The following is a 15859-nucleotide window of genomic DNA, read 5'->3' as shown; positions in this document are numbered from 1 at the left end:
CGGGTGCCCCCATGAACATCCATGTCGGATAAGGAAGAACAATGACCTTATATTACCTAATGTGTGGGTTAGTGCCCCTATTTCATTTATGAGAGACCCTTTATAGGACGGTTCCAGAGGCCGGTGTATGACCGAGCCACGTAGTGACACACCCGGCTCGCGGGCGGGGCTCGCCGCGCCCGACGACGACCGGTCGAACTGCGGCGTCGGCGTGATCGTCGACCTCGACGGCGGCGTCGACCACGACAACGTCTCGGACGCGCTGGAACTGCTCGCGAACCTCGAACATCGCGGGACAACCGGCGCGGAGCCGAACACCGGCGACGGCGCCGGGATCATGTTCCAGCGACCCGACCGATTTTTCAGGGCGATAGTCGACGCCGACCTGCCCGAAGAGTACGGCGTCGGCAGCTTTTTCATGCCACAGGATCCGACAGTTCGTCGGCGGCTCCAGGAGCTCGTCGAGGACGCGCTTGCGGAGTACGACATCGAGGTCCTCGCCTGGCGGGACGTGCCGACCGACAGCGCGGACCTGGGTGCCACGGCTCGCGAGTCGGAACCCGACGTCTGGCAGGCGTTCTGTGTCCCGGCCGAAAGCGATGTCGCCATCGACGCCTTTGATCGATCGCTGTACGTCGCACGGAAAGCGATCGAGTCTCGGGCGGCCGACGTCGACGGCGCCGAACGGTTCCACGTGCCGTCGCTCGATCGTCGCCGGGTAGTTTATAAAGGACTGCTGAAAGGGACGCAGCTGTCGAGCTACTACCCCGACCTCAGGGACGAACGCGTCGAAAGCGGTGTCGTCCTCGTCCACGCGCGGTTCTCGACGAACACGCTGGGAGCGTGGCACCTCGCGCATCCGTACCGGACAATCATCCACAACGGCGAGTTCAACACGATCCGGGGAAACATAAACTGGATGCGGGCCCGCGAGACGGATCTGGAACACCCAAAGCTGAGCGAACATCTCGACACGATCCGGCCGGTGATCGACGACCCCGAACAGTCCGACACCGCCTCCGTCGACAACGCCCTGGAGCTGTTACTGCAGGGGGGTCGCGAGCTCCCGCACGCCTTGCGGATGCTCGTTCCCGAGGCGTTCCGCGGAGACTCGCTGATGGACGAGGACCGCAAGAGCTGGTACGACTTCCACGCCTCGCTCGTGGAACCGTGGGACGGCCCGGCGCTCGTGGTCGGCTTCGACGGCGAGCGGGTCGCCGGCGTGCTCGATCGCAACGGGCTCCGACCGTGCCGGTACGACGTCACGACCGACAACCGGCTCGTGATGGCCAGCGAGGCCGGCGCACTCGAGACCGACCCCGCCGAAATCGAAACCCGTGGTCGACTCCAACCGGGACAGCTGTTCGTCGCAGATCCCGAGGAAGGCCGGGTGATCCCGGACGACGAAGTGTTCGAAGACCTCGTCGACGAGAAGTACGGCAGGTGGGTCGACGGAGAACAGCAGACCCTCGAGGAGGTCACCACCGGGACGAACCGGGGAGCGAACGGTGATTCCCCCGTCGAATCGCTCCGCGCCCACCAGACCGCGTTCGGCTACACGACCGACCAGCTCGATCACTTGCTCGAGCCGATGGCCCGCGACGGGAAGGATCCGGTCGGATCGATGGGGGACGACACTCCGCTTTCCGTGCTGTCGGAGTTCGACCGCCCGCTTTTCACGTACTTCAAGCAGCTGTTCGCGCAGGTGTCGAACCCGCCGATCGACTACATCAGGGAGGAGCTGATCACCTCACTCGAGTCGCGTCTGGGCCACCAGCGCAACCTGCTTTCGGAGTCGCCGGAACACGCCCGCCAGCTCGTCTGCGAGACGCCGGTGCTCACCGACGCCGAGACGGCGGCGATAACGCGGTTCGGCGAGGGCGACGACGACCGGTTCGACTCCGCCGTGATCGACGTCACGTTCGCCCCCGAAGAGGGCCTCGAGGACGCGATCGAGCGGGCCCGGGCGGACGCCCGCGAGGCGATCGAATCCGGCGCCGACCTGCTGGTGCTGTCCGACCGCGAGATCGGCCCCGAGCGGCTCCCGATCCCGAGCCTCCTCGCGACGGGTGCGGTCCATCACGACCTCGTCCGGGAGGGACTACGCAACCACGCCGGGCTGGTCGTCGAGTCCGGGGACCCCCGCGAGGTTCACCACCTCGCAACGCTCGTCGGCTACGGCGCCGGCGCAGTCAACCCCTACCTCGCGTACCGATCGATCGAGGACCTCGTCGCTGGCCCCGACGGCGCAGATCCCGACGAGGCGGTCGCCGCCTACCGGACGGCGCTGGAGGACGGACTGCTCAAGACGATGGCCAAGATGGGGATCTCGACGGTCGAATCCTACCAGGGCGCCCAGATCTTCGAGGCGGTCGGACTCGACTCCGGGCTCGTCGCGGAGTACTTCGAAGGAACCGAGATCCGGACCGAGGGGATCGATCTCGCGCGGATCGAACTCGACGTCCGGAAGCGACACGCGGTCGGCTTCGGCAGCGATCCCGAACTCGAGACCCACGGGGAGTACGAGAACCGCTCGTCGGGGCTCCATCACAGCTGGAACCCACAGACCGTCGGCACGCTCCAGCAGGCGGTCCGGTCGGGGGACTACGAGACCTACCAGGAGTTCGCGAATCTCGTCAACGACGAAACCGAAACCCTCCACACGCTGCGGGGGCTCCTCGAGTTCGACTCCGACAGGTCTCCGGTTCCGCTCGAGGAAGTCGAGCCGGTCGAAGAGATCGTCCAGCGCTTCTCGACGGCCGCGATGAGCCTCGGGAGCCTCTCGCCGGAAGCCCACGAGAACAACTCGATTGCGATGAACCGGATCGGCGGGAAATCCAACACCGGGGAGGGTGGGGAGCCTCCCGAACGCTTCGACACGGAAAAAGAGTGCAACGTAAAGCAGGTGGCCTCGGGACGGTTCGGTGTCACCAGCCGGTATCTCCAGTCGGCCGACGAGCTCCAGATCAAGATGGCCCAGGGATCCAAACCCGGGGAAGGGGGCCATCTCCCCGGCAAGAAGGTAAACGAGATGATCGCCCACGTCCGTCACTCGACCCCCGGCGTCGGGCTCATCTCCCCGCCGCCCCAGCACGATATCTACTCCATCGAGGACCTCAAACAGCTGATCCACGACCTGAAGGCCGCGAACCCGGAGGCCGACGTCAACGTGAAGCTCGTCGCGGAGGCGGGGATCGGAACGATCGCCGCCGGCGTCGCGAAGGCGAACGCCGACGTCGTCCACGTCTCCGGCCACTCGGGAGGCACCGGCGCCTCGCCGAAGACGAGCATCAAAAACGCCGGCGTACCCTGGGAGCTCGGGCTCGCAGAGACCACCCAGATGTTGCGGACAACCGGACTCCGCGACCGGATCAGGGTGTCGACCGACGGCGGCCTCCAGACGGGGCGCGACGTCGCCGTGGCAGCACTGTTGGGTGCCGAGGAGTACGTCTTCGGCACCGCCTCGCTTGTCACCTCCGGCTGCGTGATGGCCCGTCAGTGTCACGAAAACACCTGTCCGGTCGGCGTCGCGACTCAGCGTGAAGAACTGCGCAATCGTTTCCCGGGACAGCCCGACCACGTCATCAACTACATGACGTTCATCGCCCGCGAACTGCGGGAGATCATGGCCGAGCTCGGCTTCAGGTCGCTGGAAGGGATGATCGGCCGGCCGTCACTGCTCGTCCAGCGGGAGACTGACCACCCGCGAGCGAAGGCGCTTGACCTTTCATCGGTCGTCGCCGAACAGGCGGGCGACCGGCGGACCAAAACCCGGCCACAGTCCCACGTCGACATCGACGACCAGCTCGACTGGAAACTCATCGACGCCGCCGACGCGGCCATCGACGACGGGGAGTCGGTGTCGCTCTCGGCGGAGATTTCCAATGTCGATCGGGCAGTCGGTGCGACCCTGTCGAACCGGGTGTCGGCCGCTCACGGGGCGTCCGGGCTCCCGCCGGAGACGATCTCCGTCGACTTCTCGGGGGTCGCCGGACAGAGCTTCGGTGCCTTCCTGGCCTCCGGCGTCGCCTTCGAACTCGAGGGGGCGGCCAACGACTACCTCGGGAAGGGACTCTCCGGCGGACGGGTCGTCGTCGAGACCCCAACCGAGGCCGCGTACGATCCCGCCGAAAACGTGGTCGTCGGCAACGTCGCCCTCTACGGCGCGACTGATGGGGAGTGTTACGTCAACGGCGCCGCAGGCGAGCGGTTCGGCGTGAGAAACTCCGGAGCGAAGGCGGTCGTGGAGAGGCTGGGCGACCACGGCTGTGAGTACATGACCGGCGGCGTCGTGGTCGTGCTCGGCGAGACGGGACGGAACTTCGCCGCCGGGATGTCTGGCGGCGTCGCGTACGTGTACGATCCCGAGGGAACGTTCGAACGGACGGTCAACACCGGCATGGTGAGCCTCTCCCGGGAGCTGTCGAAACGCGACGAACGGATGATCAGGCGACTGGTCGAGAACCACGCTGCCCTGACGGGATCTGCCAGGGCCGACGAACTGCTCGACTCGTGGCCGGGCGTCGTCGACGACTTCGTCCGTGTCTTCCCCGACGCCTACGCCAGCGTGATCGAACAGGAGGGCCGCGCCGACGTCCGCGAGGAGCTCCCGCCGAGCGCAGCCGTCGGTGCCAGCACCGACTCCGACGCCGTTCCAGCGCCCGACGACGCCACGACCGTCCGGTAGCGGGATGACACGCGCTGGAGGTTAGTTGTCGGCGGGGGTATCGTCCGGATCCTCTCCGTCTGCATCCGAAGACTGATCCGAGTCCGAGTTTCGGCTCTCTCCGTCACCGAGTTCGCGTTTGATCGATTCGAGTTCCGCGTCGACGTCGACTTCCGGCTCTTCATCTCCGTTAGACTCTTCGTCCCCGTCCGGTCCCTCGAGCTCGTCCGGCTCGGTTTCCTCGTTTTGTGCATCCGCCGAGTCGGATCTCTCATCGGACTCCCCGGTCACGTCGATCGTGACCGCTCCCGAGGGGCTCGTATCGTTCGTCTCTGGGCCGCTCGCGCCACTGTCTCGCCCTGCACCGGTCCCCTCCCGCTGCTCTTCTCCATCGAGTTTCCGTTCGATTTCGCGGCTCAGTTCCCTCGCGTCCTCGATCACCGACCGCGCCTCGGGCTCGTCGGGCAGGTTTTCGTTCGCCTCCGACAGCGCGGTTCGCAGCTGTGAAAGCGCCGAAGAGAGCTGGTTCGACGCTTCGGTTCTGGCGCCGGACAGCCGGTCCCGTGTCTCGTGGCCGGCCCCGGCGGCCTCGATCCCGGAGCGGTTCGGGTCCGCGAGTCTGAGAACCGCCTGCAACAGCTCCAGCGACCGGATCGTCGCCTCGAGCATCGCGATCACGGTCGGAATCGTGTACCGGTCGGTGAACCGAAGGAGTTCTCCCGGGGTCGGTGGTCGCGGCAACCCTCGACTCCGCCCCTCGGCTCGCAGTTGGGTTCTGAGCTCCTCCAGGGTCGACTCCAGCTCCCCGAGCAGCTCGCGGAGTTCCTCGTCGTCGCGGGCGGACATATCTGCCCTTGGTACCGGGGGCTGAAAAGCTCCGCTCCTGTGGGCCATGGTGGACGTTCGAACGTGCTGTGAACTCTAAATTTGTTTACTGATGTTTGGAAACGTGTATCATACCGCGGTGTGCATACTCGAGTATGGACTTCGAACTAACCGACGAGCAAAGGGCACTCCGCGAGGAAGTGCGACGGTTCGCGGAAAACGAGATCCGGCCGGTCGCGACCGAGTACGACGTCAACGAGGAGTATCCCCACGAGGTGATGGACAAAGCCGCCGAAATGGGCCTTCTCGCGCCGCACATCCCGATCGACTACGGGGGGGTTGGGTACTCGTCGGTCGAAATGTGCATCCTGACCGAGGAGTTGTTCGCTGCAGATCCCGGGATCGGACTGTGCATCACCAGCGCCGGGTTCGGCGCCGAGGCGATCATGGAGTTCGGCACCGAAGAACAGAAACAGGAGGTTCTCCCGCCGCTCGCGGAGGGCGAGGCCGTGATGGGATCGGCGATCAGCGAGCCGCAGGCGGGATCGGACGTCACCTCGATCAGCACCCGGGCGGAAAAGGACGGCGACGAGTGGGTGATAAACGGGAACAAGATGTGGATCACCAACGGGACCGTCGCCGACTACTTCGTGGTGGTGTGCGAGACGGATCCCGAGGTCGAAGACCGCTATTCGGGGTACTCCCAGATCCTCGTCGAGGCGGACCGTGACGGCTTCTCCGCTGACAAGATCACCGGAAAGCTGGGAATCCGTGCCAGCGACACCGCCGAGCTGATCTTCGACGACGTCCGCGTCCCCGAGGAGAACCTCATCGGAACCCGCGGGATGGGGTTCCTGCAGCTGATGCAGTTCTTCGACGAGACGCGGACCGCCGTCGCCGCCCAGGGCGTCGGGATCGCGAAAGGCGCCGCCGAGCGCGCCCTGGAGTACGCACAGGAGCGCGAGCAGTTCGGCCGGTCGATCAGCGAGTTCCAGTCGATCCAGCACAAACTCGCCGACATGCACACCCGCACGGAGGCCGCCCGGCAGCTGACGTACAAGTCGGCCTGGAGCGTCGACAACGGCGGCGACGACCTCACGATGCTGGCGTCGATGGCCAAGGAATTCGCCTCGAGGGTAGCCCGCGACGTCACCGACGAGGCGGTGCAGATCCACGGCGGCGCGGGGTACGTCAACGACCACGACGTAGAGCGACTCTTCCGCGACGCGAAGATCACCCAGATCTACGAAGGGACCAGCGAGATCCAGAAGAACATCATCGCACGGGAACTGCTCGGCAAGGGCTTTTGAACCTGAGAGCAGTCCAATCTCGGAGACGACCGGTCCCTCTCCTCGGTCGAGATAAGTAGAGTTTTGAGCGGGTAGTCGGACCTTGTTGGTGATGAGACTCGCGGACGAACCCGACAGGAGGTGGTTCGGTGCCGGCTGAGCGTGGACGGCTACTGGTACCGGTGAAGAACACCGCAACGGTTCGCAAAACAGTCGCGCACGCAGTCGAGCAGATCGCCGCCGCGGACGGCGAGCCCGAACTCCACTTCGTCTATCTCGCGACCTGGCGGGACGACGACCCCGGATCGTCCGGGCGATACGCGGAGGCGACGGATCTCCTCGACCGGATCGAGGTGTGGTGTCGATACGACGCAGAGGAGGCGGGCTACGAGGGGACGATCACGGACGAAACGGTCCACACGGCGGTCCTCGGACACGGAGAGTACCTCTTCGGAGCGGACGACTACGCGGAACTGCTCTTCGAATACACCGACGAACACGGGATCGAGACAGTTCTGATGGATCCAGAATACAGTCTCGTCGGGCGGTCGACGCTGCATCAACCACTGGATTTCGAACTCGAAGCGCGCGGATTGACCGTCGAGGAGGCCCCGGTCGAGCGGCCCTCCAGGCGACAGCGGCTCGCCCGCGAGCTTTCTGCCGGACGGTTCCTGTTCGTGTTCGGCGTTTCCTATCTGTTTTATCTCGTTTTGGGCGGATTTTCCGGACTGTTCGACGTCGTTACCGGTGCGGTCAGCGCCGCGATCGTCGCGGGAGTGCTCTCGACGATTACGATCGATCGCGACCCCTCGTTCCCGGAGACACCGCTCCGCCTGCTCCGGCTGGCCGTCTACGTCCCGTACCTGTTCGTCGAGATCGTCAAGTCCAACCTGATCATCGCGTCGGTGATCCTCCGTCCGTCGATGCCGATCAAACCGCGACTCACCCGGGTGCGGGTGTACGTTGGTCCGGGCGTCCAGCTCACGACGCTCGCGAACAGCATCACGCTGACGCCCGGAACGCTCACCGTGCGGGCACGGGATCAGGACCTCTACGTTCACTCGCTGGTGCCGTCGGCCCGGGACGGGCTGTTCGCCGGCTCGCTGGAGCGGTGGGTCCGGTTCGTCTTCTACGGTCGGGAGGCCGCACGGATCGCGAGCCCGGAAGAGCGAGGCGACACGGAGATCCTCCAGGGACCTGAAGCCGACGCAGTTATCGAGGACGGGCCTCCGGACGCCGATCCCGACGACGACGGCTCCGACGAAGAACGGGAGGTGAACGACGAATGAGTTTCGTCGAGACCACCGTCGTGGCCGGCTTCTCGCTCGGTGAAATACTGATCGCGATCGCGGCGCTGTTCGTTGCGCTCGCGATCGCGATGCTGTACCGCGCGATCGACGGTCCGACGATCCAGGACCGGGTGCTTGCGGTGAACGTCCTCGGAACCAACACCGTCGTCATCCTCGCACTTCTGGGTGCGGCGCTCAACGAGCCGTGGTTCCTGGACATCGCGCTGGTGTACGCGCTGTTGAACTTCCTGATGTCGGTCGCGATCTCGAAGTTCACCGTCGAACAGGGGGGAGTCATATGAGCGACCTCGAGCTGGTTCGCGTGGTGCTCGTCCTCCTACTCGCAATCACGGGGCTGTTTTTCACCCTCGTGTCCGCGACCGGCGTGATCCGGCTGCCCGACGTGTACGCCCGCGCCCACACGGCCTCTCAGGCCGACACGCTCGGGGCGGGCTTTGCGCTCGCGGCCGTCGCGATCACACTCGGCTGGGAGCCGACCACGGTGAAAACCGTCTTCCTTTTGTTTTTCATCTTCCTGACCAATCCGACGGCGGCACACGCGATCGCCCGTGCCGCCTTCGAGGAAGGGATCGAACCGTGGACCGAACTCGACGAGGAGGGGGGTGAACAGCCGTGACGCCGATCGAAGCCACCCTGATCGTGTTCGTGATCGCGACGGCGATCGCGACGGCGTTGTTCCGCGACGTGCTGGCGTCGATCGTCGTGTTCGGCGCCTACAGCCTCGGAATGGCGGTGCTGTACACGTTCTACCGCGCGCCCGACGTCGCGCTCACCGAGGCGGCGATCGGTGCGGGCGTGACGACGATTCTGCTGCTTTTGACGATCGCGAAGACGGTCCGGCTGGACCACGAGCGAACCTTCGAACCGATTTCGTGGCCGGCAGTCGGCGTCGTCGGGTTCCTCGGCGCGCTCATGCTCGCGACAGTCCCGTCGATCTATCCGGTTGGGGATCCCGACGCACCGGCGTGGGCCAATCCCGAGGTGACTGGCTACTACATCCAGAACGCGTATCCCGAAACCGGCGTCGAAAACGCCGTAATGGCCGTCCTCGCCGGCTACCGTGCGTTCGACACCTTCGGCGAGGCGGTCGTCGTGTTCGCGGCCGGGATCGCGGTTCTGATCGCCCTCAACAGGGAGGTGTTCACATGACCGACCTCGACGAAGTCAGACAGCAGCCGTATACGGAGAGCCAGGTGATCATGTCGACCGTGCGCGTGGTCGCACTGTTCGTGTTCACCTACGGGCTGTTCGTGACGTTCCACGGCGCCGGGTCCCCCGGCGGGGGGTTCCAGGGCGGCGCGATCATGGCGGCTGTCGTTTACATGATCGCGTTCGCGTTCGGCATCGAGGCCACGAGGCGGTGGCTCGAAAACGCGGTCATCGTCGGGCTCGCGGCTGTCGGCGTCGTGATCTTCGGCGGCGTCGGCGTCCTCACGGTCGCCCTGGGCGGCAACTTCCTCGATTACCCGATGCTCGCCCCCCTCCTCGAACCACTCGTAGCGCTTCCGCCCAACGAGATGACGAAGTGGGGGATGGAAACCGTCGAGATCGGCGGAATCGCGCTGATCGTCGCGTCGGTACTCGTCGGCCTCTTCTTTGCGCTCGCTGCGGGCTTTTCGGCGGTCGCACTCGACGCGGGACGACTCCCCGAAGAAACTGCCGACTCCGAGGAGGTGGCAGAATGATCGAACTGCTCACGACGAGACACGCCTACATTGCGTTCGTACTGCTGGTCTGTATCGGACTGTACATGATGATCGCGAGCCCGAACATCGTCAAGAAGCTGATCGGGCTGAACCTGTTCCAGACGGCGGTGTTCCTGCTTTTCGTCGTCGCCGCGTACGTCCAGGGCGGCACCTCGCCGGTGATCCCCGCCGGCGCACCCGAGACGTACGTTAGTCCGCTGCCGCACGTGATCGTGCTCACCGCCATCGTCGTGGGAGTGAGCCTCACCGCGGTCGGGCTCGCGCTCAGCATTCGGGTGTACTCGGAGTTCGGAACGCTCCGGATGGACGTACTCAGGGAAATCGTCCGCGAGAACGGAGAGGTGAACGATGACTGACGTGTTGCTCCCACTGCTGGTCGCGATCCCGATCCTGGCCGCGGTGCTCCCGCTCGCGTTCGGCCTCCGGTTCGAGAACGTCGGCTGGCCGGTCGCTGCAGCAACGACGCTCGTCGTTCTCGTCGTCGCCGGCGGTGCTGCCCGCGAGGTGTTCACCGACGGTCCGCTGTACCACGAACTCGGCGGGTTCCCTCGGCCGATCGGGATCGAACTCGTCGGCGACGAACTGTCGACGCTGGTCGTACTCCTCGTCGCGCTGGTGTCGTTCGCGGTCGTGCTGTACGCCCGAACCGCCGGCCCGCGGGGGAACCCGTTCTACAGCGGCTACCTCCTCCTGGTCGGCGGCCTGATGGGCGTCTCGCTGACGGGCGACCTGTTCAACATGTTCGTGTTCCTAGAAATTGTCGGGCTGACGACGTACGCGCTCGTCGCAGCCGACCGTTCGGGCGAGGCCGCCTACGCCGCGCTCAAGTACCTGTTCATCGGGACGGTCGGCGCGTCGCTGTACCTCATCGGCGTCGGCTACGCCTTCCTCGCGACCGGGACGCTGAACATGATCGACCTGCAGACGGCGCTTGCCGACGTCGGCTACACCGACACGCTGGTGCAGGCGGCGTTCGGGTTCATCGTCGCGGGTTTCGCGATCAAGATCGCGCTGTTCCCGGTCCACACCTGGCAGCCGGACGCCTACCAGCACGCCCCAGACAGCGTGAGCGCGCTGATCTCGGCGCTGGTGTCGACGGTCGCCGCCTACGCTTTGATCCGGGTCGTGTACACGGTGTTCACCGTCGACTTCCTCGCGGCCAACCCCGCGATCACCGACGGCGTGTTGTTCCTGGCGACAGTGAGCATTCTCGCAGGGTCGGTGCTTGCGGTCTCCCAGTCCGAGATCAAACGGATGCTCGCGTACTCGTCGGTCGCCCAGTTCGGGATGATCGCCGCTGCGGTGCTGATCGCGAACGACACCGCCCTCACGGGGGCGATCATCCACCTCGTGGGCCACGGCCTGATGAAGGGGGCGCTGTTCATGGGTGCCGGCGTGCTCGCGGCGGCCTACGGCGTCCGGACCCTTCGCGAGTACGCAGGCCTCTCCGCCAGGGCCCCGTACACGGCCGGGGCGATCTCCGTGCTGGGGCTTGCGCTCGTGGGGATCCCGCCGTCGATCGGCTTCCTCGGCAAGTGGTACATCGCACTGGGGGCGATCAAGGGGGGACACTGGCTCGTTGCCGGCGTCGTCTTCCTGTCGACGCTTTTGACCCTGGCGTACGTCGCCCGGCTGCTCGAGAAGTTCTACTTCACCCCGGCCGGCGTCGAACACCTCGGCGGGGTCGACCCGATCGGGTCGGGGAGGCCGGCGACCGACGGCGGTTCCCACGCCGAAGGGGACGGTTCGGATCCCGCCCCCGAGGGCGGACACGACGAGCACGTCCCGCCGGCGGTTCCGGTCCCGGTGAGCCGGCGCGCTGGCGTCTCCGCCGTGATGGTCCTGCTTGTCGTCCTGGCCGCGGTCGGGGTTGTCGCGCTCGGCTTCGGGAGTAGCGTCTTCGAGTCGCTGATCGACCCGTTCGTCGGGAGGGTTCTGTAATGGAGGTATTCGACTACCGACCACTGGCTGCGGTTCTGGTCTCGCTCGTCGGCACGGCCGCCATCGTGGCGCTGCACCGCCGACCGAACTACCGCGAGGGTGCGACGATGCTCACGGCGCTCGCGAAGTTCGGCATCGTCGCGAGCATGCTGCCGGCCGTCCTCGCGGGCACGACGTTCGTCTGGTCGTTCGGGACGTTCGTCCCCGGCGTCGAGTTCGCGCTCCGTGCGGATCCGCTGGGGATGCTGTTCGCGTTCCTCGCCAGCGGCCTGTGGATCATCACGTCGCTGTACAGCATCGGCTACATGCGCGGGCTCGACGAACACGGACAGACGCGGTACTTCGCCTCGTTCGCCGTCTCGCTGTCGGCGACGATGGGGATCGCGTTCGCGTCGAACCTCGTGACGATCTTCGTCTTCTACGAACTGCTGTCGGTGGCGACGTACCCGCTGGTCGCCCACGACGAGGACGACCGCGCCCGGTCGGCCGGTCGGAAGTACATCGCCTACACGTTCTTCGGCGGGGGCGTACTCGTGCTCGCCGGGACGGTGCTGACGTTCTGGCTCACCGGCACGACCGACTTCACCGCCGGCGGGATCCCGATGCTCGCGGAGGTCGCCGCCGCCGATCCGTGGCTCGCGAAGCTGACGTTCGTGCTGCTGGCGGTCGGGTTCGGCGTGAAGGCCGGCCTGATGCCGCTCCACCAGTGGCTTCCCGAGGCGATGGTCGCGCCGACTCCGGTGTCGGGGCTGTTGCACGCGGTGGCGGTCGTCAAATCCGGCGCGTTCGGCGTCGCACGCGTGACGCTGGACGTCTTCGGCCCGGAGCTTGCGTTCGATCTCGGGATGGGACTGGCGCTGTCGGTGCTGGCGGCGTTCACGCTGACGGCGGCGTCGCTGATCGCGATCCGGAAGGACCACCTCAAACAGCGGCTCGCCTACTCGACGGTGTCACAGCTGTCGTACATCGTGCTCGGGCTGGGGCTGTTCGGCTGGTACGGGCTGATCGGCGCGCTGTTGCACATCCCCGCCCACGCGTTCATGAAACTCACCCTGTTCTTCTGTGCGGGGGCGATCCACGTCGAGACCCACACGGATTACATCTCCCAGATGGCCGGCATCGGGAAGCGGATGCCGGTGACGCTTGGAGCCTTCGCGGTGACGGCTGCGGGGATGGCGGGGATGCCGCTTTTGGCCGGCTTCGTCTCGAAGTACTACATGCTCATCGGCGCGGCGGAACTCGGCGGGGTGTTCCTGTACCTTGCGGGCGCCCTGCTCGTCTCCGGCGTGCTCAACGTCGTCTACTTCTGGCCGGTCGTCTACACCGCCTTCTTCGAGGCGGAGGACGACCACGACGCAAAACCGCTGGTCGATGCCCCCATGGGCGGCGAGCGTCGCTCCCTACTGGCGGCGACCGACGGCGGCCGTCCCCCGGAGGACGGCGAGGGGACCGCCGAGGACGACGACGTCGACATTCCCGACGCCGAAGGGGACGACGGCGTGATCCAGCCGGACTTCTCGCCGGGCGACCGGGACTACTCGGAGCCCGCCCCAACCGTCGACACCGGCGACTATGCCGTCGACCAGTATCCGAGCGATCACCTCGAAGACGATCACGACGAACGTGGAATCGATCACGACGATCACCACGACACAGAGGACCACGACGATCACCACCACGGCGGCCCGCCGACGGGCGGCTGGCGGCGGCTCTCGGCCCGCGAGGCGCTTGCGGGTCGTGAGACGACCTGGTTCATGCTCGGGCCGATCCTGGCGGCCGCGCTGGGTGCGGTGCTGCTCGGGATCGTCCCCTACCGGATGGTGTTCCTCGGGCTCATCGAACTCATCGTCGAGAACGCGGGGGTGATGCCATGAACGAGCTACTCGCCGCGATCCCGCCGTTCCTTCCGGTCGCGATCGCCGCCGTGCTTGCGGTCGTGTTGCCGCGTCACGCCGGCCACGCGGTCGGAATGCTCGCCGCGCTGTTCGTGCTCGGACAGTCGCTCGTGATGCCGGCGACGACCCCTGCGACCGTGCAGTTCCTGGGCTTCGAAACGGTACCGATCTTCGTCGACCAGTTCACGCGGCTGTACGGGGTGGTGATCGGCTTCCTCGCGGCTGCCGCCGTCGCGTACTCGTGGGGCAGCGACGCCGCGCGCGTCCAGACAGGCTTTGCACTCGCGTACGTCTCCAGTACACTGGGGATGGTGTTCGCCGGCGACTGGCTCACCCTGGTGTTCTTCTGGGAACTGATGGCCGTCACGTCGACGCTTCTGGTGTGGCACTACGGCGGCGAGGCCGTCCGGGCGGGTTACCGCTACGCCATCGCCCACGGGATCGGCGGCACGCTCCTCCTGGGCGCGGTGACGCTCCATTACGCCCGGGTGGGGTCGTTCCTCTTCGAGGCCAGCACCGGAATCGCGGGGAGCCTCGGGACGCTGCCGTCGGTCGCGGCGCTGCCGACGCTTTTGGCGGCGCTGGGGATCGGCGTCAACTGCGCGTTCATCGGGCTGCACACCTGGCTGCCCGACACCTATCCGCGGCCCCACGTCGCGGCGTCGGTGTTCCTGTCGGTGTTCACCACCAAGACCGCCGTCTACGCCATGTACCGGGCGTTCCCGGAGGGCGGCCTCTGGCTTGCGTATCTCGGCGGTGCGATGGCCGTCTACGGGGTCTTCTTCGCGCTGCTGCAGTACGACCCCCGGCGGCTGCTCTCGTATCACATCCAGGCCCAGGTTGGGTACATGCTCGCGGGAATCGGCCTCGCGTCGCTCGGCGGCGATCTCGGCAACTTCGCGGTCGCCGGCGGGATGGCACACGCGTTCAACAACGTGCTGTACAAGAGCCTGCTGTTCATGGCCGTCGGCGTCGTGATCTACCGGACCGGGATCAACGACATCCGGAAGCTCGGCGGGCTCTGGAAGGTGATGCCCGTCACCTTCGTCGTCTACGTGATCGGGGCCGCATCGATTACCGCAGTCCCCGGATTCACTGGCTTTATTTCGAAAGGGATGGTGATCGACGCCGCCCACGAGGTGAGCAACGTACCGCTGTTCCTGGGTGAGGACCTGCTGTGGTGGCTGCTGATCGTCGGCGGCGTCGGCACGTTCATGTCCTTCATCAAGCTCGGCTGGTACATCTTCTTCCACAACGCGCCGGAGATCCGTCCGAAGGATTCGACTGTCGGCCAGACAGTCGGGATGGTTGCAGTCGCCGGCCTGTGTGTCTACTTCGGGATCTTCTACGGCTCGCTGTTCGAGCTGCTGCCGTTCGCCGAGACCTGGGACACCTCGCCGTACAGCACGGGCCACCTGATCGAAGGGTTCGCGCTGCTCGTGGCCGGCTTCGTCGGCTTCTTCACGCTGAAGGGGCCGCTCGCCCGGATCTCGCACCTGCCGGACATGGAGCGAGTGATCAATCCGGCGGTGTTTTACACCGGCCGGGGCTTCGTCTGGGGCGTCACCGAACTGTGGGCGGCCGTCGACCGACTGGTGATGGACGCGGCTGCGACGCTGAAGCAGGTCGGCACGCATCCGGAGGCGGCAGTCCGGCGCGTCGCCGGGATTTCCGAGGGCGAGGACGTCTACCTGCGGGCCGACATCGGCCGGAGCGTGATCTTCCTCACGCTGCTTACGGCGGCGGCGCTGGCGGCGCTGCTGTTGTGAGTTACAACCGGTTCGAAAATGGAGATTCCGGGGCTGTGCGTCCGTCAGCTCTCGATCTCGATCTCCCGGCCCTGGACCGTCGCGCCGGTTTCGACAGGAAGACGCACCTCGAGGATGCCGTTGTTGTAGCTGGCGTGGATCTCCTCGTCCTGGACGGTCTTCGGGAACCGGAACCGTCGGTGATAGGTCTTCCGGCGACCGCGATCGTCGTCCTCGTGTTCGGCGGAGATGTTCAACATCCCGTCGTCCCACGAGGCGGTGATCTCCTCGGGGTCGAACCCGGGCATCTCGACGGTCAACACGAACTCGCCGTCCTCCTCGTACAGTTCGTAGTCGTCGCTGCCGGTCTCGAACAGTCTACTCGGGAAGTCGGTACCTTGCAGCCAGGAACTGGGTGCGTTGGTCGGAAGTGCCATGTTTCAGTCACCTCCGAAGTCAACTGGTGGTATGGTTGCGAT

General features: G+C 66.0%; 12 protein-coding genes and 1 pseudogene. 11 read left to right on the top strand and 2 right to left on the bottom strand.

Annotation, left to right across the window (positions count from 1 at the left end; translation table 11 throughout):
* The first annotated feature begins 127 nt into the window (after window positions 1-127).
* The gene (gltB, locus tag AArcCO_RS03360) at window positions 128-4687 is read left to right on the top strand and encodes a glutamate synthase large subunit (protein ID WP_259535031.1); all 4560 of its coding nucleotides are present in this window, start codon (window positions 128-130) and stop codon (window positions 4685-4687) included.
* A 21-nt stretch (window positions 4688-4708) separates the two neighbouring features.
* Here the strand turns inward: gltB and AArcCO_RS03355 are convergent, their stop codons facing one another.
* Window positions 4709-5512, bottom strand: coding sequence for a DUF7547 family protein (locus AArcCO_RS03355; protein WP_259535030.1), 804 nt, complete (start codon window positions 5510-5512; stop codon window positions 4709-4711).
* Window positions 5513-5646: 134 nt separating this feature from the next.
* On the opposite strand from AArcCO_RS03355, the gene AArcCO_RS03350 reads away from it, so the two are divergent.
* The 10 genes and pseudogenes from AArcCO_RS03350 (at window position 5647) to AArcCO_RS03305 (ending at window position 15401) form a co-directional block, all read left to right on the top strand.
* Window positions 5647-6801 (top strand): acyl-CoA dehydrogenase family protein, encoded by a 1155-nt coding sequence (locus AArcCO_RS03350; RefSeq protein ID WP_259535027.1) that lies wholly within the window; start codon window positions 5647-5649, stop codon window positions 6799-6801.
* Between the two features lie 128 nt (window positions 6802-6929).
* A complete protein-coding gene (locus AArcCO_RS03345; protein WP_259535026.1) occupies window positions 6930-8069 on the top strand; it encodes a monovalent cation/H+ antiporter subunit E in 1140 nt (379 codons plus the stop codon).
* Complete coding sequence (locus tag AArcCO_RS03340; protein WP_259535024.1) at window positions 8066-8371, top strand: cation:proton antiporter; 306 nt, start codon at window positions 8066-8068, stop codon at window positions 8369-8371. The genes AArcCO_RS03345 and AArcCO_RS03340 overlap by 4 nt, the downstream gene beginning before the upstream one ends.
* The gene (gene mnhG, locus AArcCO_RS03335; RefSeq protein WP_259535023.1) at window positions 8368-8706 is read left to right on the top strand and encodes a monovalent cation/H(+) antiporter subunit G; all 339 of its coding nucleotides are present in this window, start codon (window positions 8368-8370) and stop codon (window positions 8704-8706) included. The genes AArcCO_RS03340 and mnhG overlap by 4 nt, the downstream gene beginning before the upstream one ends.
* Window positions 8703-9239: a DUF4040 domain-containing protein gene (locus AArcCO_RS03330; protein ID WP_259535022.1), complete on the top strand. Its 537-nt coding sequence runs from the start codon at window positions 8703-8705 to the stop codon at window positions 9237-9239. Before mnhG ends, AArcCO_RS03330 begins: the two co-directional genes overlap by 4 nt.
* Before the next feature lie 17 nt (window positions 9240-9256).
* Window positions 9257-9709: pseudogene (locus tag AArcCO_RS03325) on the top strand (MnhB domain-containing protein); the annotation flags it as partial.
* Between the two features lie 62 nt (window positions 9710-9771).
* A complete protein-coding gene (locus tag AArcCO_RS03320; RefSeq protein WP_259535020.1) occupies window positions 9772-10152 on the top strand; it encodes a cation:proton antiporter subunit C in 381 nt (126 codons plus the stop codon).
* Window positions 10145-11737 carry a monovalent cation/H+ antiporter subunit D family protein gene (locus AArcCO_RS03315; protein ID WP_259535019.1) on the top strand — a complete coding sequence of 531 codons (1593 nt, stop codon included), beginning with the start codon at window positions 10145-10147 and terminating at the stop codon, window positions 11735-11737. The genes AArcCO_RS03320 and AArcCO_RS03315 overlap by 8 nt, the downstream gene beginning before the upstream one ends.
* Window positions 11737-13611 carry a cation:proton antiporter gene (locus tag AArcCO_RS03310; protein WP_259535018.1) on the top strand — a complete coding sequence of 625 codons (1875 nt, stop codon included), beginning with the start codon at window positions 11737-11739 and terminating at the stop codon, window positions 13609-13611. The genes AArcCO_RS03315 and AArcCO_RS03310 overlap by 1 nt, the downstream gene beginning before the upstream one ends.
* Window positions 13608-15401, top strand: coding sequence for a Na(+)/H(+) antiporter subunit D (locus AArcCO_RS03305; protein WP_259535017.1), 1794 nt, complete (start codon window positions 13608-13610; stop codon window positions 15399-15401). Before AArcCO_RS03310 ends, AArcCO_RS03305 begins: the two co-directional genes overlap by 4 nt.
* A gap of 44 nt (window positions 15402-15445) precedes the next feature.
* Here the strand turns inward: AArcCO_RS03305 and AArcCO_RS03300 are convergent, their stop codons facing one another.
* Window positions 15446-15817, bottom strand: coding sequence for an Hsp20/alpha crystallin family protein (locus tag AArcCO_RS03300; protein ID WP_259535015.1), 372 nt, complete (start codon window positions 15815-15817; stop codon window positions 15446-15448).
* Window positions 15818-15859 lie beyond the last annotated feature (42 nt).

The sequence above is a fragment of the Halalkaliarchaeum sp. AArc-CO genome (assembly GCF_024972735.1).
Lineage (GTDB): Archaea > Halobacteriota > Halobacteria > Halobacteriales > Haloferacaceae > Halalkaliarchaeum.
This window is presented reverse-complemented; position numbering and strand designations above follow the sequence as displayed.